This is a genomic window from Phaeobacter sp. HF9A, from assembly GCF_011806385.1.
Classification (GTDB): Bacteria; Pseudomonadota; Alphaproteobacteria; order Rhodobacterales; family Rhodobacteraceae; genus Epibacterium.
In genome coordinates this window covers 25,740-47,194 of sequence record NZ_JAATOX010000019.1, presented here as the reverse complement: position 1 = coordinate 47,194, position 21,455 = coordinate 25,740, and the positions used below count along the sequence as shown (strand labels likewise).

Genomic DNA, 21,455 nt, shown 5'->3' with positions numbered 1-21,455 from the left:
GGCCTCCCCCGGGATATTTGAGAAAAGATGAAAGCTCATAGTAGGGCTGCGATCAACATAAGCGTGGTCGCAAGATAGCCCACGGCCCAGATCAGGCTGCGCCAGGGGGTCCAGCCAAGGGCATAGGCCGGAATATAGAGGACACGTGCGGCGAGGTAGCCATAGGCGCAGGCCGCGGTGAGGGGCGAGGATTTGTCGGCGAGGGTGACCGCCACGCAGGCGATGGAGAAGAGGATCAGCCCCTCGAAGTGGTTGTTCATTGCGCGGAAGAGCCGTGCGGTGCGTTTGGAGACCATATCCTGGAGATCGCCGCCCAACCGGTCGCGGTCGCGCGGCCCGAGGGTCTGGCCGGGTTGCAGCTCCAGGTTCGCGGACACCGCCATCAGGGCGATCTGGAAGATCTGCAAGAGCGCGGCGAGGGTGAGGGCGGTGAGTTCGGGGGGCATGTCAAATAAAGCTCGCGACAATCATCGAAACTGTGGCGAGTAGACCGATTGCGAAGATCACGCTGCGCCAGGGCACCCAGGCAAAGGCATAGGCCGGAACATAGAGGGCGCGCGCGGCCACATAGGTCCAGGCACAGATCGCGGTGAAGGATGAGGCGGTGTCGGTCAGGGTGACCAGCAGCACCGCGATGATGAAGGGGCCGATGTTCTCGGTGTGGTTCGCCAGCGAGCGGCGCAGGCGGTTGCTGCGTTCCGACAGGCGGTCGTCCAGATTTTCGCGGGTGCCGACGTTGCCATCATGGCCGATATCCGCTTCCAGCGCCCGTTGCGACCAGAAGACCGTGACCACATGGATCAGGACCGTTGCAGCAAGTGCGCTGAGTTCTGGCGTCATTGTGGGGGGCTCCTGTTGGCCGACTTTGGCTGTGCCGCTTTGGCGGTCGCGCCCGTTTTGCGTAAGGCATTGGCCCTGGTCCTTGCCACTTGGGCGCGGAGCAGGGCCAATGGGCGTTTTACAGATCCATCAGCAGACGACGCGGGTCTTCCAGCGCTTCCTTGACGCGCACGAGGAAGGTCACGGCACCTTTGCCGTCGACGATGCGGTGGTCATAAGACAGCGCCAGATACATCATCGGGCGGATTTCCACCTTGCCGTTGATCGCCATCGGACGGTCCTGGATCTTGTGCATGCCGAGGATACCCGATTGCGGCGGGTTCAGGATCGGCGAGGACATCAGCGAGCCATAGACACCACCGTTGGAGATGGTGAAGGTGCCGCCCTGCATTTCCGCCATCGACAGTTTGCCGTCACGGGCGCGCGCGCCTTTCTCGGCAATCGCCTTCTCGATATCGGCGAATGACATCGCGTCGGCGTCGCGGATCACCGGCACCACAAGACCCGTCGGCGTGCCGGCGGCGATGCCCATGTGCACGAAGTTCTTGTAGACGATATCGGTGCCGTCGATTTCTGCGTTGACCTCGGGCACTTCGCGCAGGGCGTGCACGCAGGCCTTGGTGAAGAAGGACATGAAGCCGAGTTTGACGCCGTGTTTCTTCAGGAACAGGTCTTTGTACTCGTTGCGCAGCGCCATCACCTCGGTCATGTCGACCTCGTTGTAGGTGGTCAGCATGGCGGCGGTGTTCTGACTGTCCTTCAGGCGCTTGGCGATGGTCTGGCGCAGGCGGGTCATCTTCACCCGTTCCTCGCGCGAGGCATCATCGGCAGAGACCGGACCACGTACCGGCGCGGCGGCCGGGGCCGGTGCGGGGGCCGCTTTGGCGGCTGCGACGGCTGCGGCCACGTCTTCTTTCATGATGCGACCATCGCGGCCGCTGCCCTGATCCGCGCTCAGACCGGCCTCGGCCATCGCTTTTTCCGCCGATGGCGCATTGGCGACGTCCTTGCCCGCGGCGGCCGGTGCAGCGGCTGCGGCAGGCGCAGCAGAGGGGGCCGCCGCCGCCGAAGCACCTTCGCCGCCGGAGATCACCCCGAGCTTGGCCGAGGCATCGACCGTGGTGCCTTCCGGCGCGATGATCTCGGTCAGCACACCGGCAGCGGGGGCGGGAACCTCGACGGAGACCTTGTCGGTCTCCAGCTCGCAGAGCATTTCGTCCTGCGCGACGGTATCGCCGACCTTCTTGAACCAGGTGGAGACGCTGGCTTCGGTGACGCTTTCGCCAAGGGTCGGCACCATCACGTCGGTGCTGGCACCGCTGTCGCTCGCGGCGGCAGGGGCCTCGGCCGCGGCTTTCGGGGCGTCTGCGGCGGGGGTAGTGGCTTCTCCGGCCTCGCTGATGCTGGCCAGCAGGGCATCGACGCCAACGGTGTCGCCTTCATTGGCGACGATTTCGGCCAGCACCCCGGCGGCGGGGGCGGGGACTTCGACCGTTACCTTGTCGGTCTCCAGCTCGCAGAGCATCTCGTCCTGCGCCACGGTGTCGCCGGGTTTCTTGAACCAGGTGGCGACGGTCGCTTCGGTCACGGATTCGCCCAGGGTGGGCACGCGCACTTCGGTTGTCATGATCTCAATCTTCCTCAGATGCTCAGCGCTTCGTCAACGAGCGCAGCTTGTTGGGCTTTGTGTTGGCTGGCCAGACCCGTGGCGGGCGAAGCCGAGGTGGCGCGACCAACATAGGTCGGGCGGGTGTGTTTGGCGTTGATCCGGGTGAGGACCCATTCGATATTCGGCTCGATAAAGCTCCAGGCCCCCTGGTTCTTGGGCTCTTCCTGACACCAGACCATATCCGCGTCCTTGAAGCGTTCCAGCTCCTTGACCAAGGAGATCGCCGGGAAGGGGTAGAACTGCTCGATCCGCATCAGGTAGACATCATCAATGCCGCGGGCGTCGCGTTCCTCCAGGAGGTCGTAATAGACCTTGCCGGAACACATGACGACGCGCTTGATCTTGTCATCGCTGACCAGCTGGGTGTCGGAATTGCCATGTTGGGCATCATCCCAGAGCACCCGGTGGAAGCTCGACCCGCTGGTGAATTCCTCCGCCTTGCTCACCGCCAGCTTGTGGCGCAGCAGCGATTTCGGCGTCATCATGATCAGCGGTTTGCGGAAGGTGCGGTGCAGCTGACGGCGCAGGATGTGGAAATAGTTCGCCGGCGTGGTGCAATTGGCCACGTTCCAGTTGTCCTGACCACACATCTGCAAGAACCGCTCCAGCCGTGCCGAGGAGTGCTCCGGGCCCTGGCCCTCAAACCCATGCGGCAAGAGGCAGACTAGACCGGACATCCGCAGCCATTTGCTCTCGCCGGAGGAGATGAACTGGTCGAACATGATCTGCGCGCCATTGGCAAAATCGCCGAACTGCGCTTCCCAGAGGGTCAGCGCGTTGGGTTCCGCCAGCGAGTAGCCATATTCAAAGCCCAGCACCGCATATTCCGACAGCGCCGAGTCGATGACCTCATATTGCGCCTGTCCCGAGCGGATATTGTTGAGCGGGTAGTAGCGGTCTTCGGTTTCCTGGCTCACAATGCCGGAATGGCGTTGGCTGAAGGTGCCGCGGGTGCTGTCCTGACCGGCCAGCCGCACCGGGTACCCCTCGGTGAGCAGCGAGCCAAAGGCCATCGCCTCGCCGGTGGCCCAGTCAAAACCCTCGCCGCTGTCAAACATCGCCTTGCGCGCCGCAAGGAAACGCCCGACGGTCTTATGCACCGGATAGCCCTCGGGCAGGCTGGTCAGCCCGCGACCGATTTCTTCCAGCGTTTCCGGTTTGATGGCGGTTTCGCCGCGCTGGTAATCCTCGTCCTTGCGATCCAGATGCGACCAGCGCCCGTCCAGCCAGTCGGCCTTGTTGGGTTTATAGACTTTCCCGGCCTCGAATTCCTCATTGAGATGCGCCTGGAATGCGGCCTTCATGTCCTCGATCTCGCCCTCGGGGATCAGACCATCCTTGACCAGACGTTCGGTATAGAGGCTGAGCGTGGTCTTGTGGCCCTTGATCTTCTTGTACATCAACGGGTTGGTGAACATCGGCTCGTCGCCTTCGTTGTGACCAAACCGGCGATAGCAGAAGATGTCGATGACCACATCCTTGTGGAACTTCTGACGGAACTCGGTTGCGACCTTGGCGGCATGTACCACCGCTTCGGGGTCGTCGCCGTTGACGTGGAAGATCGGAGCCTCGACCACCAGCGCGTTGTCGGTGGGATAGGGCGAGGAGCGCGAGAAATGCGGCGCGGTGGTGAAGCCGATCTGGTTGTTCACAACGATATGCATGGTGCCACCGGCGCGGTGACCGCGCAGACCCGAGAGCGCGAAACATTCCGCAACCACGCCCTGACCGGCAAAGGCGGCATCGCCGTGCAGCAGGATCGGCATCACGGCGGTGCGGTCGGTGTCGGCCAGCTGGTCCTGCTTGGCGCGCACCTTGCCCAGCACAACCGGGTTCACCGCTTCCAGATGCGAGGGGTTGGCGGTCAGGCTGAGGTGCACCTTGTTGCCGTCAAATTCGCGGTCCGAGGAGGCGCCAAGGTGATATTTCACATCGCCCGAGCCATCGACATCGTCGGGCTTGAAGCTGCCGCCCTGGAATTCGTTGAAGATCGCGCGATAGGGCTTCTGCATCACATTGGCCAGAACCGACAGGCGGCCCCGGTGCGGCATGCCGATGACGATCTCCTTGACGCCGAGATTGCCGCCGCGCTTGATGATCTGCTCCATCGCGGGAATGAGGCTCTCGCCGCCATCCAGACCAAAACGCTTGGTGCCCATGTATTTCACATGCAGGAATTTCTCGAAGCCCTCGGCCTCGACCATCTTGTTCAGGATCGCCTTGCGCCCCTCGCGGGTAAAGGTGATTTCCTTGTCGTAGCCTTCGATCCGCTCTTTCAGCCAGGCGCTCTGCTCGGGGTCGGAAATATGCATGTATTGCAGCGCAAAGGTGCCGCAATAGGTGCGTTTCACGATCTCCACGATCTGCCGCATGGAGGCCACCTGAAGCCCCAGCACATTGTCGATAAAGATCGGCCGATCCATATCCGCATCGCCAAAGCCATAGGTCTTCGGGTCCAGCTCCGGATGCGCGGTTGCGGCGCGCATGCCAAGCGGGTCCAGATCGGCGGCCAGATGCCCCCGGATCCGATAGGCCCGGATCAGCATCAGGGCGCGCACGGAATCAAGCACCGCGCGCTGCACTTGCTCGTCCGAGATCTCAACGCCCTTTTCCTTGGCCTTTGCCGCGATCTTCTTGCCGGCGGCCTTGGTCTCCACCGGGGCGGGCCATTCGCCGGTCAGCGCGGCGGTCAGGTCATCACTGGGGGCCGGCGGCCAGTCGCTGCGCGCCCAGCTCGGGCCCTGCGCCTCTTTCTTTACGTCGAGCTCCGCGTCGCCCATCTGGCGAAAGAACTCTGCCCAGGCGGCATCAACCGCATTCGGGTCGCTGGCGTATCGCGCGTAAAGCTGCTCCAGATATTCGGCATTATGCCCCTGCATAAAGGAGGAGGCATGGAAGATGTCGTTGGGGCTTTGGTCGGTCATAGTGGAACCTCATTCGGGTTGGGACCGTATTTGTTGGCGCCGGATAGTGAAGGTGACACGAGCCAGCGGATGTTCGTAATCAGGACGAGAATGAAAGCAACTAAGATCGCAAGACCGAGTGCTGGATTTATCTGGACCTTTGCTTGGCCGGTGTCGCGAATGTCCTCGATTGTCGCGCCGAAACCGTTGTAGGCGATCAGCACGCCAGCCACGATTAAGATCCAGGCAAAAATGGTGAGATAAGGAAAATAACCGGGTTTGCCTACGTCATGCATGCGGCGCCAACCGACGCTGATCATGGGAAGCGCACAGACCAATACAAATATCGTTCCAAAGATCCCAGAATTATAAGCTGACCATTTGCATCTGCCTGAAAGGTGTAGGTGGTAGACGGGCCGAATAATATCGAATTCACGATAACGCAGAGTATGAGGCCCAGAACCACGAACCAGAAGAATTTCCAAAACTCAGATTTGGTCGCGCGCCCTTTGAAATGAAACGACTTCTTGAAACAGGTTTTTGCGTTCTGAAAAAAAGTCATTTTCGCTGCGTTTCCCGGTGTGATCTTTCCAGAAGGGGCAGCGCTTCTTTAAGAAGCGCTGCCCGTCTTGTGTAGGCGTTCAGCAGACTTCAGCCCTTGGCGATCGCTTCCTGAACCGCTTCGCCCAGGGTCGCGGGGCTGTCTGCCACGATGATCCCGGCAGAGCGCATGGCTTCGATCTTGTCCTCGGCGCCACCTTTGCCACCGGCGACAATCGCGCCCGCGTGGCCCATGCGACGGCCCGGAGGGGCGGTGCGGCCTGCGATGAAACCGGCGATCGGCTTCCAGCGGCCTTTTTTCTTCTGCTCGGCGATGAATTCTGCGGCCTCTTCCTCGGCAGAGCCACCGATCTCACCGATCATGATGATGGACTGGGTCTCCGGGTCATCGAGGAACATGTCCAGAATGTCGATATGCTCGGTGCCCTTGATCGGGTCGCCGCCGATGCCGACTGCGGTGGATTGGCCAAGGCCGATATCTGACGTCTGTTTCACAGCTTCATAAGTTAGGGTGCCGGAACGGCTCACAACACCCACGCTCCCGCGCTTGTGAATGTGACCGGGCATAATGCCGATCTTGCAGGCGTCGGGGGTGATCACGCCGGGGCAGTTGGGGCCGATGAGACGCGAGGCGGACCCTTCCAGCGCGCGCTGGACCTTCATCATGTCCAGAACCGGGATACCCTCGGTGATGCAGACGATCAGCTCCATCTCGGCGTCGATCGCCTCAAGGATGGAATCCGCGGCGAAGGGCGGCGGCACATAGATCACGGAGGCATTTGCCTCGGTCACGTGCTTGGCTTCATGCACGGAGTTGAACACCGGCAGGTCAAGATGCGTCTGACCGCCCTTGCCGGGTGTGACGCCGCCGACCATCTTGGTGCCATAGGCGATGGCCTGTTCAGAGTGGAAAGTGCCCTGCGAGCCGGTCAGGCCCTGACAGATGACTTTGGTGTTTTCGTCGATGAGGACTGCCATTTTTAGGAGTCTCCTGTTTTTCTCGAATGGGTGGCGCGCCTGAGATCAGGCGCGCGTCAATGCGCGGCGGACACAGAAAGGGCTCCGGCAAAAGCGCCCCTATAGATGTCAGCATTCCGGTTATACTCGTTCCCATTGGCGGGCTGGGCACCCTGCTGGTACAGCTGGGCACTATTGACGTGTTGCGCCGGGATAGTGTCATTGGGCTGTGCTGGAGCGGCGAACGTTGATCCGTAATATGCCACGTCAGTGGCGGCGTTGGAGGGATAGTCCACTACCCCTGTCAACGGGTTTTCCGCCTGTGGCCCGTTGCGGACACTGACCGCCGATGGGGCGCATGCTGCCATCAGCGATGCTGCCACAACGAGCGCATAGGCTGAACCATTTCGCATCCTGCTTAGCCCTTAACCGCTTTCACGATCTTCTCGGCGCCGTCCGACAGGTTGTCCGCGGCGATCACGTTGAGGCCGGAGGATGCGATGATCTCCTTGCCCTTTTCGACGTTGGTGCCTTCCAGACGCACGACCAGCGGAACCTCCAGGCCGACTTCTTTCACCGCGGCGATCACGCCCTCGGCGATGACGTCGCAGCGCATGATGCCGCCGAAGATATTGACCAGGATGCCTTTGACGTTGGGGTCAGAGGTGATGATCTTGAAGGCCTCGGTCACTTTCTCCTTGGTGGCGCCGCCACCCACGTCGAGGAAGTTCGCAGGCTCCGCACCGTAGAGCTTGATGATGTCCATGGTGGCCATCGCCAGGCCGGCGCCGTTGACCATGCAGCCGATCTCGCCGTCCAGCGCGATGTAGTTCAGGTCGTATTTGGACGCTTCGAGTTCCTTGGGGTCTTCCTCGGTGGTGTCGCGCAGCTCGGCGATATCGGCATGGCGATAGATCGCGTTGCCGTCAAAACCGATCTTGGCGTCCAGCACCTTGAGGTTGCCATCGTCGCTCACGATCAGCGGGTTGATCTCCAGCATCTCCATGTCCTTCTCGATGAAGGCTTTATAGAGCTGACCCATCAGTTGGACGCATTGCTTGATCTGCGTGCCCTCAAGGCCGAGCGAGAAAGCGATGCGGCGGCCGTGGAAGGGCTGGTAGCCGGTGGCCGGATCGACCGAGAAGGACAGGATCTTTTCCGGGGTGGAGGCGGCGACTTCCTCGATGTCCATGCCGCCCTCGGTGGAGCACACAAAGGACACGCGAGAGGTCTGGCGGTCCACCAGCAGCGCCAGGTACAGTTCAGTCTGGATGCCAGAGCCCGCCTCGATGTAGATGCGGTTGACCTGCTTGCCGGCGGGGCCGGTCTGATGGGTGACAAGGGTGCGGCCCAGCATCTTCTTGGCTTCCTCGGCGGCTTCTTCCACCGATTTGGTCAGGCGCACACCGCCCTTTTCGCCCGCGTCGGCCTCTTTGAAAGAGCCCTTGCCGCGTCCACCTGCGTGGATCTGGGCCTTTACAACCCAGAGCGGGCCATCGAGCTCACCGGCTGCGGTCTTGGCCTCGTCTGCTTTCTTTACGACCCGCCCGTCTGACACCGGCGCGCCGTAGCTGCGGAGAAGGGCCTTGGCCTGATATTCGTGGATGTTCATGAGAAACTGTCCCGTCTGGCTGCAATTTTCCCTTCTTAGTACGCCGTGTTCAAACAAGAGGTTAAAGGGTTTTCTGCCCTTCTTGCGCCAAATGGCGGAGTTTTTGCGAATTTGTGATCACAGCGTCACGGGGTGTGATCACTAAATGAAAGCGGTGCCAGGAGCCATGCCAGCAAGTGATTCGTGTGACCTCCACGCATTGGCACCGCCTGTCGAAACGTCCCGATGACAGGGTGCGGCGAACACCATAGGGGTGTGCTCCGCTCGCGTTGCTCGTTTTTGGGTTGATCTCGCTTGGGGTGAATATAAAGTCCCTCGCGCCCGCAATATGACCAAGGACGCATAGGTATGTATTTTATTGATGGCGGACAGCAAGATGTCAGCTGGGGTGTGGTTTGCACCTGCCACGAACCCACCGTTCTGCTCCTTGCCTTCGTCAGCCATCACCTCGCGCTGGGGGCCAGCTATGTGGAGCTGTTTTTGGATCGCCCCGACCCGCAGGTAGAGGCGGCGCTTCAGCGGCTGCCGGGCTGTCGGGTTACGCTCTGCGATGACGCCTATTGGCAGGAGGACATCGGCGGCCCCCGGCCGCCCGCCACCGAAAAGCGGCAAATCCGCAATGCGATCCGCGCCTATGCACGGGCCGAGGTGGACTGGCTGCTACATCTGGATGCCGATGAATTCCTGGAGGTGGATCTGCCGCTGTCTGCTCTCCTGGGGGCGCTGCCGGACCAGGTGGATTTCCTGGCCCTGCCCAATCTGGAGCGGGTGTTTGACAGGGATCGCCCGCAGCTTCAGTTGTTTGATGGGTATATGCGGGCGCCGCTTGCACGTGGCTGGCCGAACCAGTCGCAGGTCCTGTCTGCTGATGTGCAGCCCTATTTGCACAACGGGCTGACCGGGCATTCGCAGGGGAAATCCGTCGTCCGCACCGGGCGATCCCTGTGGCAGGGGATCCATTCGCCCCGGGCGAAAGACCCAAAGGAACAACCGCGGTTGATCTCATGGCCGGCCACCCGCGCCCGGATCCTGCACTTCGATGGGCTCACCGGTTTGCATTTTATCGCCAAGCTGACACGGGGCTGGTCGGATCAGCCAGAGGCCAAGGGCGCCCATGCGCAGCTGTCGCAGGCGCGGCTGGCTCAGATCCGGCAAGTGCAGGAGAGCGGTCGCGATATGGTCGCATTGGTTGCCCTGCACCAGCAGTTGAAATCACTGCCCGTGGTGGATCTGGAGCGGCTGGATCTGCTGGGGCTGCTGGCAACACCCCGGATCAATCCGGGGGCTGCGATGCGGGGATATGGGATCGAGGTGGATCTTTCGGTGCGGAGTTTCGATCAGGCCCTGGCGCTGGATCTGCCCAATGCGGATCGGTTCCGGGCCCGTTGGCAGCGGCGCTACCGGCAGTTTTTTGAACCCGAGCCAGAGGCCATCCTCGCAGAATAGGCAGATTGGCATCCAGCAACAGAAAAGGCCGCCCGAGGTTGGGCGGCCTTTCCGTTTGGACTGTCTGGCGCTTAGGACAGCGAGCTGTCGATCGCCTTGCAGGCGTCGACCAGACCTTTGACCGCGGTCACGGAGGCGTCGAACATCGCTTGCTCTTCTGCGTTCAGCTTGATGTTCACCACGCGTTCGATGCCACCGGCGCCGATCACGGTGGGCACGCCCACATACATGCCGTTCAGACCCAGCGCGCCGTCAACATAGGCGGCGCAGGGCAGGACGCGTTTCTGGTCTTTCAGATAGGCTTCGGCCATTTCGATCGCCGAGGTTGCCGGCGCATAGAAGGCAGAGCCGGTTTTCAGCAGGCCAACGATTTCCGCGCCGCCATCCCGAGTGCGCTGCACGATCGCGTCCAGCTTGTCCTGCGTGGTCCAGCCCATTTCGACCAGATCCGGCAGCGGGATGCCCGCGACGGTGGAATAGCGCACCGAGGGAACCATGGTGTCGCCGTGGCCGCCCAGCACAAAGGCGGTGACGTCTTTCATCGACACGTTGAATTCGTCGGCGAGGAAGTGACGGAAGCGGGCCGAATCCAGCACGCCTGCCATGCCGCAGACTTTTTCATGCGGCAGGCCGGAGAATTCGCGCAGCGCCCAGACCATCGCGTCCAGCGGGTTGGTGATGCAGATCACGAATGCGTCCGGCGCGTTGTCGCGGATGCCTTCGCCAACGGATTTCATCACCTTGAGGTTGATGCCCAGAAGGTCGTCGCGGGACATGCCCGGTTTGCGCGGCACGCCGGCGGTGACGATGCAGACGTCTGCGCCAGCGATGTCGGCATAGTCCTGCGTGCCTTTGAGCGAGGCGTCAAAGCCTTCGGACGGACCGGATTCGGCAATGTCCAGCGCCTTGCCTTCGGGGGTGCCTTCGGCGATGTCGAACAATACGACGTCACCAAGTTCCTTGAGGGCTGCGAGATGCGCGAGGGTGCCACCGATCTGACCTGCGCCGATGAGGGCGATTTTGGGTCGTGCCATGGGATAGTCTCTCCGGTCCGGTTGATTTCTGAACCGATGCCTACGGCGTTCAGTGCCGCCGCGCAAGTGTTCTGCGCCGCGGCATTGTCGGAAGTGCCGGGTGTTTTACGCCTGTTTGCGACAATATTTGGTGATTTAGCGGTCATTTTCACTGTCTCTCACCGGCGCGCAAAGACTGCCGCGCCGCGCCGCCGGACCGCTCTTCAGGCGCGAAACGCCCGGCTCAAAGCCTGCTTGCGCGGCCCTTGAGGGCGATTCGAACCGCTGTGGCCCCTGCACGGTTGGGCGGATTGGCGCGACTCTTTGCCCTCGCGGCGGCCGGGTCGGGCGCGGTCAGGCGTCGGTATCCACCACCGGCAGCGCCTCGGCCAGCACCTCGTAGGATTGACCGGAGGCGACAAGGCAGGTCATGCCGTTTGGTGTGGTGACCGTGATCGTCCAGGAGCCGGATTCGTTGGAGGCAAAGGTCTCCATCACCATTCCTTGCTGGCCCATGCCAATGCTCTGGCGGCTTTCGCCATATTTCTCGGCCAGGCGTTTCACCACCAGCTCGCGCGGCGCGCAGTTCTGGCGTTGTGCGTCGGCGGTTGTCGCCGTTGTGGCGACCACAGCCAGAGCAAGGGCAAGGCCCGCAACGCTTTTCAACAGTGTCTTCATCATCATCTTACCCCTTTCGAAACGACCTCCGCGAAGGGATGCAGAGGGCGCATCCCGAACCTGAGCGGGCCGGTTTTGTGGCAGTTCATCATGATCGCGGGGTCAGACCCCGCCCGGCGCTGGCAAAGAGACATCTGTCGCAGGGGAGCGTCGGTAAGAGTGAGACTGACACAGAGGTGCTGATATCTGGTTAATGCGGCGTTCACCTGTTTTTTCAAACCTTTACACAGGATCTGACTGGGGGAGACTCAGGTAATTTCTGCATCGCAGCACATTTTGACTTGAAATGATCAGGCGTCGAATGTAGCCGTTTGGGTAATTTTATGTCTCACGCATAGATCTGGAGGATCTCTCATGGACCCGCGCTCCCGCCCTTACCGCTCGGTGCTTTATATTCCGGGATCCCGGCCCCGGGCGCTGGAGAAGGCGCGGGGCCTTGCCGTGGATGCGATCATCTTTGATCTCGAAGACGCGGTCACCGCCGGGGAGAAGGCCAGCGCAAGGGACACCCTGGCCGAGGCGCTCTCGGCGGGGGGCTATGGCGCAAGGTTGAAGATTGTGCGCATCAACGGGCTCGACACGGCCTGGGGGCGCGCGGACGCGGAGGCTGCGGCGAACATGGGATGTGACGCCGTGTTGCTGCCCAAGGTGTCTTCGCCCGAAGACCTGGACGCGCTGGCAGCGATCACCGGCGATCTGGCGCTCTGGGCGATGATGGAGACCCCGCGTGGCATGCTGAATGCCGCCGCGATTGCCGCGCACCCCAGGCTACAGGGGATGGTGATGGGCACCAATGATCTCGCCAAGGAGATGCAGACCCGGTTCCGCCCGGACCGGCTGCCCCTGATGAGCGGTCTGGGCCTCTGCGTGCTGGCGGCCAGGGCCGAGGGGAAGGTGATCGTCGATGGGGTTTATAACGCCTTTAAGGATGAGGACGGGCTGCTGGCGGAATGCACGCAGGGCCGCGAAATGGGGTTTGACGGCAAGACCCTGATCCACCCGGCGCAGATCGACATCGCCAATGCGGCCTTTGCGCCCTCGCCCGAGGAAATCGACCTGGCCGGCCGCCAGATCGCCGCCTTTGAGGCCGCCGAGGCCGAGGGGCAGGGGGTCGCGGTGGTGGATGGCAAGATCGTCGAAAACCTGCATGTGGCGACCGCACGTGAAATCCTCGCAAAAGCGGATGCAATTGCCCAGCTCACCGGCTAAGCCTTGTCGCAGGCACCAGTCTGAGCATGGAGAAAAGACATGGCACTACTGATACTTGGCATTGCCCTTTGGTGGGCGGCACATCTGTTCAAACGGCTGATGCCGGCGCAGCGCGCGGCGCTTGGCGACAAGGGCAAGGGGCTGGTGGCGCTGGTGCTGCTGGTCAGTGTCGTGCTGATGATCTTTGGCTTTCGCAGCGCGGAATATATCCATGTGTGGTCGCCGCCAGCGGTCATGGTGCATGTGAACAACTCCTTGATGGTGCTGGCGTTTTTCTTTGTCAGCCCGGGGCCGCGCAAGGGGCGGCTGTTTTACAGGATGCGCCACCCGATGCTGTTTGGCCTGTCGCTCTGGGCGGTGGCGCATTTGCTGGTCAATGGGGATGTGGCGGCGATCGTGTTGTTTGGCTCGATGCTGATCTGGGCCGGGGTCGAGGTGCTGATGATCAACCGGGCCGAGCCGAGCTGGACGCCGGGGCCCAAGGGCACCGTGGCCAAGGGGCTGATGTTCCTGGCGATTTCCGTGCTGCTGGTCGGCGTCGTCGGCTATATTCACGGGCTGGTCGGCCCTTGGCCGTTTCCGGGGTAAGTAGATGAAACTCTATCGTTTTTTGAGTGAGGATGACACCTCCGCCTTTTGCCACAAGGTGACCGAGGCGCTGAACAAGGGCTGGGCGCTGCATGGCGATCCGACCTATGCCTTTGACGCCGCGCGCGGCGTGATGCGCTGTGGTCAGGCGGTGGTGAAGGAGGTGGAGGGCACCTATACGCCGGACACCAAACTGGGAGCACATTAGAGATGGCAAAAAGCACCGCAGGCAAGACAAACCCGGGCCGGTTCTTTGAGGACTACAGGCTGGGCGAGGTGATCCGGCATGCGGTGCCGCGCACCGTGTCGGGGGGCGAGCGCGCGCTCTATCACGCGCTCTATCCGGCGCGGCATGCGCTTTATTCCTCGGATGAATTTGCCCGCGCCTCTGGCCTGCCGGCGGCGCCGCTGGATGATCTGGCGGCCTTCCATCTGGTCTTTGGCAAGACGGTGCCGGATATCTCGCTGAATGCTGTGGCCAATCTTGGCTATGCCGAAGGGCGCTGGCATCAGCCGGTCTATCCCGGCGACAGCCTGCGCGCGGAGAGCGAGGTGATCGGGCTCAAGCAGAACTCCAACGGCAAGACCGGGGTGGTCTGGGTGCGCAGCCGTGGCTTTAACCAGCGCGACGAGCTGGTGCTCGACTACGTGCGATGGGTGATGGTGCGCAAGGGCAACCCGTCAGCCGATGCACCGGAGACCCACGTGCCGGATCTGGTGCCGGTTCTGGCAGCGGAAGATCTGCTGCTGCCGGCGGGGCTCGACTTCACCGGCTATGATTTCACCCTGGCCGGAGAGCCGCATCGCTGGGGCGATTACGCGGTGGGCGAGCGGATCGACCATGTGGATGGGGTCACTGTCGAGGAGGCCGAGCATATGCTGGCCACCCGACTCTGGCAGAACACCGCCAAGGTGCATTTCGATACCACCGCGCGCCCCGACGGCAGCCGCCTGATCTATGGCGGTCATGTGATCTCCATGGCGCGGGCGCTGTCGTTCAACGGGCTGGCCAATGCGCAGATGATCGTCGGGCTGAATGGTGGCGCGCATGCCAACCCCTGTCTGGCAGGCACAACGATCCGCGCCTGGTCAGAGGTGCTGGACAAGGCCGAGACCGCCGCGCCGGGCGTTGGTGCGATCCGCTTGCGGTTGGTGGCCACGTCGGGCGGTGCGCCGTTCCAGCTGCGGGATGAGGGCGGGAAATATCTGCCAGAGGTCTTGCTGGATCTCGATTACTGGGCGGTGATGCCGCTCTAGGAGGGTGGGGGCGCTGCCCCCTCTTGCCCTTTGGGCAATTCACCCCCGGGATATTTCCGGTTAGAAGAAGTACGGGTCTGTTGCGCCATGTCATTGGGGCCCGTGCCGGGATCATGCCGCTTGGGGCGGCTGGTTTTGGTGTGGCCGGGGTGGATTGATTGATTCTGAGTGAAGTTATAGGATTTTTAATTTGTGATCACGGCATTCCGAGTTGTGATCACAAGTGTGAGAAAAACGACCAAACAACCACAAAATCAGATGATTTTTACCACTCGGTTGCGTGACAGAGCGCAAAAATAGGCTAGAACGTCGTCAGCTAACCGGAAAGGAGCCAACATGGCCGATGTCAATCGGGGCAATCGCCCGCTTTCGCCGCATTTGTCCATTTATCGTCCTCAGATGACCTCGGCGTCATCTATCATGGTGCGGATAACCGGCATCGCGACCCTGGGAGCGGCGCTCTTGGTGGTGTGGTGGCTGCTGGCTGCGGCGACCTCGGAACCCTATTTCGCCGTTGTGGACGGGCTGCTGCGCAGCTGGTTTGGCGATCTTGTTATGCTGGGGGCGACCTGGGCGATCTTCTATCACATGCTGGGACGTCTGCGGCACGTGATCTGGGACTTCGGCTATTGCCTTGAGGTCGAGGTTGCCGAGAAGCTCGGCATGGGCATGTTTGTTGGCGCGACGGTCCTGACCGTTCTGGCCGCTTTGATCGTATAAGGGGCAGCGCGATGAATTATCTGACAGACCGCAAACGCGCCGAAGGGCTGGGCGCCAGCCGGGGCGGCACCCATGAACATTGGCAGGCGATGGTCACCTCGATGCTGCTGGTCATCCTGGTGCCGCTTTTTGTGATCACCTTTGGGCTCGGCCTTGGCGGCAGCTACGAAGAGGTTCTGGCCTATTACGCCCGCCCCTGTCCGGCGATCATCACCGGGCTGACGCTGGTGGTGGGCATCCTGCATATGATGCGCGAAGTGCGCGAGGCGGTGGAAGACTACATGCATGGGCTGGCGGAAAAGCTGATGCTGGTCGCGGTTGCGGCCTTTTCCTACACCATGATCGCCGTTGGGCTTTTTGCCCTCGTCAAACTCGCCCTCTGATCCGCGCGGTAAGGATTTAACACGATGACAGCATATGAATATGAAACCCACGACTATGACGTGGTGGTTGTCGGTGCCGGTGGCGCGGGTCTGCGCGCGACATTGGGCATGGCAGAACAAGGGCTGCGCACCGCCTGTGTGACCAAGGTCTTTCCGACCCGTTCGCACACCGTTGCGGCGCAGGGCGGCATCGCGGCCTCTCTTTCCAACATGGGCCCGGACAACTGGCAGTGGCACATGTATGACACCGTCAAGGGCTCTGACTGGCTGGGCGACACCGACGCGATGGAATATCTCGCGCGCGAAGCCCCCAAGGCGGTTTACGAGCTGGAACACTACGGCGTGCCGTTTTCGCGGACCGAAGAAGGCAAGATCTACCAGCGCCCCTTTGGCGGTCATACCACCGAATTTGGCGAAGGCCCGCCGGTGCAGCGCACCTGTGCCGCCGCCGACCGCACCGGCCACGCCATTCTGCACACGCTTTATGGTCAGTCGCTGAAGCATAACGCCGAGTTCTACATCGAGTATTTCGCCATCGACCTGATCATGTCCGAGGATGGGCAATGTCAGGGTGTGGTGTGCTGGAAGCTCGACGATGGCACCATGCATGTTTTCAACGCCAAGATGGTGGTGCTGGCGACCGGCGGCTATGGCCGGGCCTATTTCTCGGCGACCTCTGCCCATACCTGCACCGGCGACGGCGGCGGCATGGTGGCACGTGCCGGTCTGGCCTTGCAGGACATGGAGTTCGTGCAATTCCACCCCACCGGAATCTATGGCTCCGGCTGTCTGATCACCGAAGGCGCGCGCGGCGAGGGCGGCTATCTGACCAACTCCGAGGGCGAGCGCTTCATGGAGCGTTACGCGCCGCAGTATAAGGACCTCGCGCCGCGCGACTATGTCTCTCGTTCGATGACGATGGAGATCCGCGAAGGGCGTGGTGTTGGCGAACATGGCGACCACATCCACCTGAACCTCTCCCACCTGCCCGCAGAGGCATTGGCCGAGCGGCTGCCGGGGATTTCCGAAAGCGCCAAGATCTTTGCCGGGGTGGATGTCACCAAGGAGCCGATCCCGGTTCTGCCGACGGTGCATTACAACATGGGCGGCATCCCGACCAACTATTGGGGCGAGGTGCTGAACCCGACGGCCGAGAATCCGACCGCGATCGTGCCGGGCCTGATGGCCGCGGGCGAGGCGGGCTGTGCCTCGGTGCATGGGGCCAACCGTCTGGGCTCCAACTCGCTCATCGACCTGGTGGTCTTTGGTCGTGCGGCCTCGATCCGCGCGGGCGAGATCGTGGATCCGAACGCGCCCAATCCGGTGCTGAACCAGGCGTCTATCGACAAGGCGTTTGACCGCTTTGATGCCCTGCGCAACGCCAAGGGCGGCACGCCCACGGCAGAGCTGCGGCTGGAAATGCAGCGCACCATGCAGGCGGATGCGGCGGTGTTCCGCACCGACAAGACCCTGAAAGAGGGCGTCGAGAAGATGACCTCCATCGCGGGCAAGCTGGACGATCTGCATGTGACGGACCGCTCGCTGGTCTGGAACTCCGATCTGATGGAAACGCTGGAGCTGACCAACCTGATGCCCAACGCATTGGCCACCATCCACGGTGCCGAGGCGCGCAAGGAAAGCCGCGGTGCGCATGCGCATGAGGATTACGCCGCGCGGGACGACGAGAACTGGCGGGTGCATACCATCAGCCGCGTCGAGGGTGCCTCGGTCGAGCTCAGCTATCGTCCGGTGATCGTTGATCCGCTCTCGACCGAAGAAGAAGGCGGCATCTCGCTGGCGAAGATCGCCCCGAAAGCGCGGACCTTCTGATGCGGCTTGCGCCGATCCAATCCTGTGATGCAACCGCGTGTGCCCCGTTCGGCGCGCGCGGTCTGCGTCGGGTTGGGGAGGTGCAGCGATGATGGCCGTTCGCTCCGAATTCACGCAGGCCGGTGATTGGGCAGGGCTTGGTATCACGCCGGCAACCGCCCTGCGCGTGGTGGGCATGCGTCGGTCCGGCAATCATGCGATCACCAATTGGTTGCAGCGCAATGCGCCCGAGGGGCAGGCGCTGTTTCTCAACAATTGCCGTCCCGGGACCGATCCGCTGCGCAGCCGCAAGGGCATCGAGGTGTCCGGTCACTGGCATCGCGATGATGTCGCCGCCGCTGCCAAGGCGGCCGGGGAGGGCGCGTTGCTCTTGATCTCTTACGAGGACACGGTGCATCTGCGCTATTGCGCCGAGCGCCCGATGTCCGGCCCCTATGGCGACGCGGCCTTTGACGGCGATATCCTGATCTTCCGCAGTTTCCTGAACTGGAGCGCCTCGCTGCTGAAAAAGCTGCAAGGCAATGAAAATTACCGCTCTGGCGACCGGATGGCGGTGATGGCGCGGGCGCTGGCGACCTATGGCGACCTGCTGGCCGAGGTGGCGGAGGCCGACCAGACCGGCCATGTGCCGATCTGCTATGACCAATGGGTTGCCGATGCGGCCTATCGCGAAGGGGTTCTGGCGCGACTGGGCCTGCCGCTGCGCGACAATGGTCTTGGCGCGGTGCAGCCCTATGGCGGCGGCTCAAGTTTCCAGAAGGCGGCCGCCACGGCCGAGGATCTGGCGCCGCAGGCGCGCTGGCGCATGATGGCCCATGATCCCGAATATCAGGCGCTGCTGCGGCTCGCGGCGCTGGATGAGGATCTCTGCGCGCGCCTCACGCGCGCCTTTCCCGAAGACGCCGCCCGCCTGGCGCGCATTGCCGCGCTGCCCGGATTTGACGCGGAGGTCTTGCAATGACCTCTCGCGCCGACACGATGCGCAGCTTCTGCGCCCGAAATGATACCCGGATGGTCCGGGTCCAGCCCTCTTCCCCCGATCACCTGCGCCTTTGCGGTGGCGGTGGGCAGCCAAGCAAGGAGACAGATCATGGTTGAATTCGCACTCCCGAAAAACTCCAGGATCACCACAGGCAAGACCTGGCCCAAGCCCGAAGGCGCCACCAATGTGCGCAAGTTCCAGATCTACCGCTGGAACCCGGATGACGGCAAAAACCCCAGCGTGGACACGTATTTCCTTGATATGGACAAATGCGGCCCGATGGTGCTGGACGCGCTGATCAAGATCAAGAACGAGATCGACCCGACCCTGACCTTCCGCCGCTCCTGCCGCGAGGGGATCTGTGGTTCCTGCGCGATGAACATCGACGGTATCAACACGCTGGCCTGTATCTATGGGCTGGACGAGATCAAGGGCGATGTGAAGATCTACCCGCTGCCGCATATGCCGGTGGTGAAGGACCTGATCCCCGATCTGACCCATTTCTACGCCCAGCATGCCTCGATCATGCCCTGGCTGGAAACCAAGACCAACCGCCCCGCCAAGGAGTGGAAGCAATCCATCGAGGACCGCAAGAAGCTCGACGGGCTTTATGAATGCGTGATGTGCGCCAGCTGCTCCACCTCCTGCCCGAGCTACTGGTGGAATGGTGATCGCTACCTCGGCCCCGCCGCCTTGCTGCACGCCTATCGCTGGATCATCGACAGCCGTGACGAAGCGACCGGCGAGCGGCTCGATAACCTTGAAGATCCCTTCAAGCTCTATCGCTGCCACACCATCATGAACTGCGCCAAGACCTGCCCCAAGGGGCTGAACCCGGCCAAGGCGATTTCGCATATCAAGAAAATGATGATCGACCGCGCGGTTTGATCGGGACCGACAGGTCGCAGGTTTTGCCCCGTAGCCGTTTGGCTGCGGGGTTTTTGTTTGTATGCAGGTGGTCCGTCTGGCCGAAGGCCGGACAGCCCCCGACCCTCCCCGCGGGAGGGGGCTTCACCCCCACCCAGGCTCGGGGGCTGTCGTTTTCATCTTGTCTCTTTCGTTCAATTCAAAAATAGGCGGCCGCCCATGGGGCGGAGGGTCGGATGGGGTGGAAAGCCCCACGTCCGAACATGAGCTCGAATCGGACCCGCACCTGCACCCGGGTGAGGGTGGTCTTTGGCGGGCCGTGTCTCCTTGATCGTGCTGTCGCGACGCTCGTCAGCCTGACACGGGGGGATGAATATCACGGCAGCAGGGCGCGCGCCGGGGGCGCAACAGCCGCGATCCGTGCCAAATCTCTTCCCAATCGTGCCAATCCCGTGATCGGCTCTTTGATATCCCGGCGCAGGCTTTATCTCTGGTCTCAACAGCCCCCAGATATGCGAGATTTTCATGCAATACCGTAAGCTTGGCACCAGCGACCTCAATGTTTCCCGGATTTGCCTCGGCACCATGACCTGGGGCGTGCAGAACAGCTATGAGGAGGCCGCCGCGCAGATGGATCTGGCGCTGGAGCGCGGCGTCAATTTCTTTGACACTGCCGAGGTCTATCCGGTGCCGATGTCCGGTGACTATGCCGGCCGCACCGAGGAATATATCGGCCGCTGGTTTGCCGAACGGGGGCGGCGCAACGATGTGATCCTCGCCACCAAGATGGAAGGGCCGGGCGGCCCCTATCGCAGCCATGGGCTCAATCCTGCGGATGTGGAGGCCGCGGTGGATGGCTCTCTCAAGCGGCTCGGCGTTGAGGTGATCGACCTCTATCAGCTGCATTGGCCGCAACGCCAGCTGAACGCCTTTGGCCAGCGCGATTTCCAGCCGCATCTGCATCGCTCGCTCACCGGCGAGGACATGGAGGGCATGCTGGCGGCGTTGGGGCGGATGATCGAGAAGGGCAAGATCCGCGAGATTGGTGTCTCGAACGAGACCCCCTGGGGCATCATGCGCTATCTGGAGCTGCACCGCAGCAAGGGCCTGCCGCGCATCCAATCCAGCCAGAACCCCTATAGCCTGTTGCAGCGCCACTGGGATGTCGCCGCCGGCGAGGTCGCGATGCGCGAAGGCGTGGATCTGCTGGCCTATTCGCCGCTGGCGGGCGGGGCCTTGTCGGGCAAATACGCCGACGGGGCGCAGCCGGAGGGCGCGCGCTTCAGCCTGCCCTGGGGGGCCGAGGTGATGTCGGGCCATTGGCGCAACCGCGACAGCGATATCCTGCATCGCTATGTGGCGCTGGCCCGCGATCACGGGCTGACCCCGACGCAGCTGGCGCTGGCCTTTGTGAACAGCCGCCCCTATCTCGGCGCCAATATCATCGGCGCCACCTCGGTCAGCCAGCTGGAGGAATGTCTCTCGGCGGAGGATATCACCCTGAGCGAAGAGGTGCTCGATGTGATCGAAGAGCTGCACGACAGCCTGCCCAGCCCGTCGCTGAACCGGGCCGGGCGGCGCGACACGCGCTGAGGTCTTCGGGCGCCAGTTGACGCAGGGGCGATTGCAGGATCTGCATGCCGTCCTTGCAAAACTGGCGGATGTGGCGGCGGGGAATGCGGTGTAGGGTCCGCCGCGAGGGAGGCATTGAGAACCGATATGATCCGAGTACACACCATGACCGAACTGAAAACCGCCGCTCACCCCGTTGATGTTATCTCCCTCGACGCCCGCGCCGCGCTGGCCGCGCTGGATGAAGCCTGGTCCTATTATACGCCGGAAACCCCGGTGGTTCTGGCCGATGACACCACCGCCGTGGATGGTGTGCTGGACTACTACCAGGCCGCCTGAGGCGCGAAGATACGGCCCCCCAGGTCCGG

The 21,455-nt window shown here is 62.3% G+C and carries 21 protein-coding genes; 12 read left to right on the top strand and 9 right to left on the bottom strand.

Annotated features, from left to right (window positions below; all coding sequences use genetic code 11):
• Positions 1-35: 35 nt before the first annotated feature.
• The 7 genes from HCZ87_RS05755 to sucC form a co-directional block, all read right to left on the bottom strand.
• Positions 36-446, bottom strand: coding sequence for an MAPEG family protein (locus tag HCZ87_RS05755; RefSeq protein ID WP_167642817.1), 411 nt, complete (start codon positions 444-446; stop codon positions 36-38).
• Position 447: 1 nt separating this feature from the next.
• The gene (locus tag HCZ87_RS05750) at positions 448-840 is read right to left on the bottom strand and encodes an MAPEG family protein (RefSeq protein WP_167642816.1); all 393 of its coding nucleotides are present in this window, start codon (positions 838-840) and stop codon (positions 448-450) included.
• A 118-nt stretch (positions 841-958) separates the two neighbouring features.
• Positions 959-2,467, bottom strand: coding sequence for a 2-oxoglutarate dehydrogenase complex dihydrolipoyllysine-residue succinyltransferase (gene odhB / locus HCZ87_RS05745; protein ID WP_167642815.1), 1,509 nt, complete (start codon positions 2,465-2,467; stop codon positions 959-961).
• Positions 2,468-2,481: 14 nt separating this feature from the next.
• Entirely contained in the window at positions 2,482-5,433 is a 2,952-nt protein-coding gene (locus tag HCZ87_RS05740; protein ID WP_167642814.1) for a 2-oxoglutarate dehydrogenase E1 component, read from the bottom strand.
• Complete coding sequence (locus HCZ87_RS21185; protein ID WP_303048833.1) at positions 5,430-5,897, bottom strand: DUF805 domain-containing protein; 468 nt, start codon at positions 5,895-5,897, stop codon at positions 5,430-5,432. Before HCZ87_RS21185 ends, HCZ87_RS05740 begins: the two co-directional genes overlap by 4 nt.
• A 166-nt stretch (positions 5,898-6,063) precedes the next feature.
• Positions 6,064-6,951: a succinate--CoA ligase subunit alpha gene (sucD, locus tag HCZ87_RS05730; RefSeq protein ID WP_167642812.1), complete on the bottom strand. Its 888-nt coding sequence runs from the start codon at positions 6,949-6,951 to the stop codon at positions 6,064-6,066.
• Between the two features lie 397 nt (positions 6,952-7,348).
• Positions 7,349-8,542 carry an ADP-forming succinate--CoA ligase subunit beta gene (sucC, locus tag HCZ87_RS05725; protein WP_167642811.1) on the bottom strand — a complete coding sequence of 398 codons (1,194 nt, stop codon included), beginning with the start codon at positions 8,540-8,542 and terminating at the stop codon, positions 7,349-7,351.
• A gap of 348 nt (positions 8,543-8,890) precedes the next feature.
• On the opposite strand from sucC, the gene HCZ87_RS05720 reads away from it, so the two are divergent.
• Positions 8,891-9,988, top strand: a complete 1,098-nt coding sequence (locus HCZ87_RS05720; protein ID WP_167642810.1) for a glycosyltransferase family 2 protein — start codon at positions 8,891-8,893, stop codon at positions 9,986-9,988.
• Positions 9,989-10,059: 71 nt separating this feature from the next.
• Here the strand turns inward: HCZ87_RS05720 and mdh are convergent, their stop codons facing one another.
• Both mdh and HCZ87_RS05710 read right to left on the bottom strand, forming a co-directional pair.
• A complete protein-coding gene (mdh, locus tag HCZ87_RS05715) occupies positions 10,060-11,022 on the bottom strand; it encodes a malate dehydrogenase (protein ID WP_167642809.1) in 963 nt (320 codons plus the stop codon).
• Positions 11,023-11,355: 333 nt separating this feature from the next.
• Positions 11,356-11,682: a hypothetical protein gene (locus tag HCZ87_RS05710; RefSeq protein WP_167642819.1), complete on the bottom strand. Its 327-nt coding sequence runs from the start codon at positions 11,680-11,682 to the stop codon at positions 11,356-11,358.
• Between the two features lie 351 nt (positions 11,683-12,033).
• Between HCZ87_RS05710 and HCZ87_RS05705 the strand changes: the two genes are divergently transcribed.
• The 11 genes from HCZ87_RS05705 to HCZ87_RS05655 all read left to right on the top strand — a co-directional run bounded on the left by HCZ87_RS05705 (position 12,034) and on the right by HCZ87_RS05655 (position 21,426).
• The gene (locus HCZ87_RS05705; protein WP_167642808.1) at positions 12,034-12,888 is read left to right on the top strand and encodes a CoA ester lyase; all 855 of its coding nucleotides are present in this window, start codon (positions 12,034-12,036) and stop codon (positions 12,886-12,888) included.
• 39 nt (positions 12,889-12,927) lie between these two features.
• Positions 12,928-13,476 carry an NnrU family protein gene (locus HCZ87_RS05700; RefSeq protein WP_167642807.1) on the top strand — a complete coding sequence of 183 codons (549 nt, stop codon included), beginning with the start codon at positions 12,928-12,930 and terminating at the stop codon, positions 13,474-13,476.
• Between the two features lie 4 nt (positions 13,477-13,480).
• Positions 13,481-13,684: a DUF1737 domain-containing protein gene (locus HCZ87_RS05695; RefSeq protein ID WP_167642806.1), complete on the top strand. Its 204-nt coding sequence runs from the start codon at positions 13,481-13,483 to the stop codon at positions 13,682-13,684.
• A gap of 2 nt (positions 13,685-13,686) precedes the next feature.
• Positions 13,687-14,733: a MaoC family dehydratase gene (locus tag HCZ87_RS05690; protein WP_167642805.1), complete on the top strand. Its 1,047-nt coding sequence runs from the start codon at positions 13,687-13,689 to the stop codon at positions 14,731-14,733.
• Between the two features lie 336 nt (positions 14,734-15,069).
• Positions 15,070-15,453, top strand: a complete 384-nt coding sequence (sdhC, locus tag HCZ87_RS05685) for a succinate dehydrogenase, cytochrome b556 subunit (protein ID WP_167642804.1) — start codon at positions 15,070-15,072, stop codon at positions 15,451-15,453.
• A gap of 11 nt (positions 15,454-15,464) precedes the next feature.
• Positions 15,465-15,836, top strand: a complete 372-nt coding sequence (gene sdhD / locus HCZ87_RS05680) for a succinate dehydrogenase, hydrophobic membrane anchor protein (RefSeq protein ID WP_167642803.1) — start codon at positions 15,465-15,467, stop codon at positions 15,834-15,836.
• A 24-nt stretch (positions 15,837-15,860) separates the two neighbouring features.
• Positions 15,861-17,666 carry a succinate dehydrogenase flavoprotein subunit gene (sdhA, locus tag HCZ87_RS05675; protein WP_167642802.1) on the top strand — a complete coding sequence of 602 codons (1,806 nt, stop codon included), beginning with the start codon at positions 15,861-15,863 and terminating at the stop codon, positions 17,664-17,666.
• A gap of 88 nt (positions 17,667-17,754) precedes the next feature.
• Positions 17,755-18,627 carry a hypothetical protein gene (locus HCZ87_RS05670; RefSeq protein WP_167642801.1) on the top strand — a complete coding sequence of 291 codons (873 nt, stop codon included), beginning with the start codon at positions 17,755-17,757 and terminating at the stop codon, positions 18,625-18,627.
• A 129-nt stretch (positions 18,628-18,756) separates the two neighbouring features.
• Complete coding sequence (locus tag HCZ87_RS05665) at positions 18,757-19,536, top strand: succinate dehydrogenase iron-sulfur subunit (RefSeq protein ID WP_167642800.1); 780 nt, start codon at positions 18,757-18,759, stop codon at positions 19,534-19,536.
• A gap of 504 nt (positions 19,537-20,040) precedes the next feature.
• Positions 20,041-21,108, top strand: coding sequence for an aldo/keto reductase (locus tag HCZ87_RS05660; RefSeq protein WP_167642799.1), 1,068 nt, complete (start codon positions 20,041-20,043; stop codon positions 21,106-21,108).
• 126 nt (positions 21,109-21,234) lie between these two features.
• Positions 21,235-21,426, top strand: coding sequence for a hypothetical protein (locus tag HCZ87_RS05655; protein ID WP_167642798.1), 192 nt, complete (start codon positions 21,235-21,237; stop codon positions 21,424-21,426).
• Positions 21,427-21,455: the final 29 nt, after the last annotated feature.

Bases quoted from the DNA above. Each gene is read 5' to 3' on its own strand.
- HCZ87_RS05705 (WP_167642808.1), top strand. From the start codon at position 12,034: ATGGACCCGCGCTCCCGCCCTTACCGCTCGGTGCTTTATATTCCGGGA.
- mdh (WP_167642809.1), bottom strand. From the start codon at position 11,022: ATGGCACGACCCAAAATCGCCCTCATCGGCGCAGGTCAGATCGGTGGC.
- HCZ87_RS05750 (WP_167642816.1), bottom strand. From the start codon at position 840: ATGACGCCAGAACTCAGCGCACTTGCTGCAACGGTCCTGATCCATGTG.
- sucC (WP_167642811.1), bottom strand. From the start codon at position 8,542: ATGAACATCCACGAATATCAGGCCAAGGCCCTTCTCCGCAGCTACGGC.
- sdhC (WP_167642804.1), top strand. From the start codon at position 15,070: ATGGCCGATGTCAATCGGGGCAATCGCCCGCTTTCGCCGCATTTGTCC.
- HCZ87_RS05665 (WP_167642800.1), top strand. From the start codon at position 18,757: ATGGTTGAATTCGCACTCCCGAAAAACTCCAGGATCACCACAGGCAAG.
- HCZ87_RS05660 (WP_167642799.1), top strand. From the start codon at position 20,041: ATGCAATACCGTAAGCTTGGCACCAGCGACCTCAATGTTTCCCGGATT.
- sdhD (WP_167642803.1), top strand. From the start codon at position 15,465: ATGAATTATCTGACAGACCGCAAACGCGCCGAAGGGCTGGGCGCCAGC.
- HCZ87_RS05755 (WP_167642817.1), bottom strand. From the start codon at position 446: ATGCCCCCCGAACTCACCGCCCTCACCCTCGCCGCGCTCTTGCAGATC.
- HCZ87_RS05720 (WP_167642810.1), top strand. From the start codon at position 8,891: ATGTATTTTATTGATGGCGGACAGCAAGATGTCAGCTGGGGTGTGGTT.
- HCZ87_RS05695 (WP_167642806.1), top strand. From the start codon at position 13,481: ATGAAACTCTATCGTTTTTTGAGTGAGGATGACACCTCCGCCTTTTGC.
- sucD (WP_167642812.1), bottom strand. From the start codon at position 6,951: ATGGCAGTCCTCATCGACGAAAACACCAAAGTCATCTGTCAGGGCCTG.
- HCZ87_RS05670 (WP_167642801.1), top strand. From the start codon at position 17,755: ATGATGGCCGTTCGCTCCGAATTCACGCAGGCCGGTGATTGGGCAGGG.
- HCZ87_RS05700 (WP_167642807.1), top strand. From the start codon at position 12,928: ATGGCACTACTGATACTTGGCATTGCCCTTTGGTGGGCGGCACATCTG.
- HCZ87_RS05690 (WP_167642805.1), top strand. From the start codon at position 13,687: ATGGCAAAAAGCACCGCAGGCAAGACAAACCCGGGCCGGTTCTTTGAG.
- HCZ87_RS05655 (WP_167642798.1), top strand. From the start codon at position 21,235: ATGATCCGAGTACACACCATGACCGAACTGAAAACCGCCGCTCACCCC.
- odhB (WP_167642815.1), bottom strand. From the start codon at position 2,467: ATGACAACCGAAGTGCGCGTGCCCACCCTGGGCGAATCCGTGACCGAA.
- sdhA (WP_167642802.1), top strand. From the start codon at position 15,861: ATGACAGCATATGAATATGAAACCCACGACTATGACGTGGTGGTTGTC.
- HCZ87_RS05740 (WP_167642814.1), bottom strand. From the start codon at position 5,433: ATGACCGACCAAAGCCCCAACGACATCTTCCATGCCTCCTCCTTTATG.
- HCZ87_RS05710 (WP_167642819.1), bottom strand. From the start codon at position 11,682: ATGATGAAGACACTGTTGAAAAGCGTTGCGGGCCTTGCCCTTGCTCTG.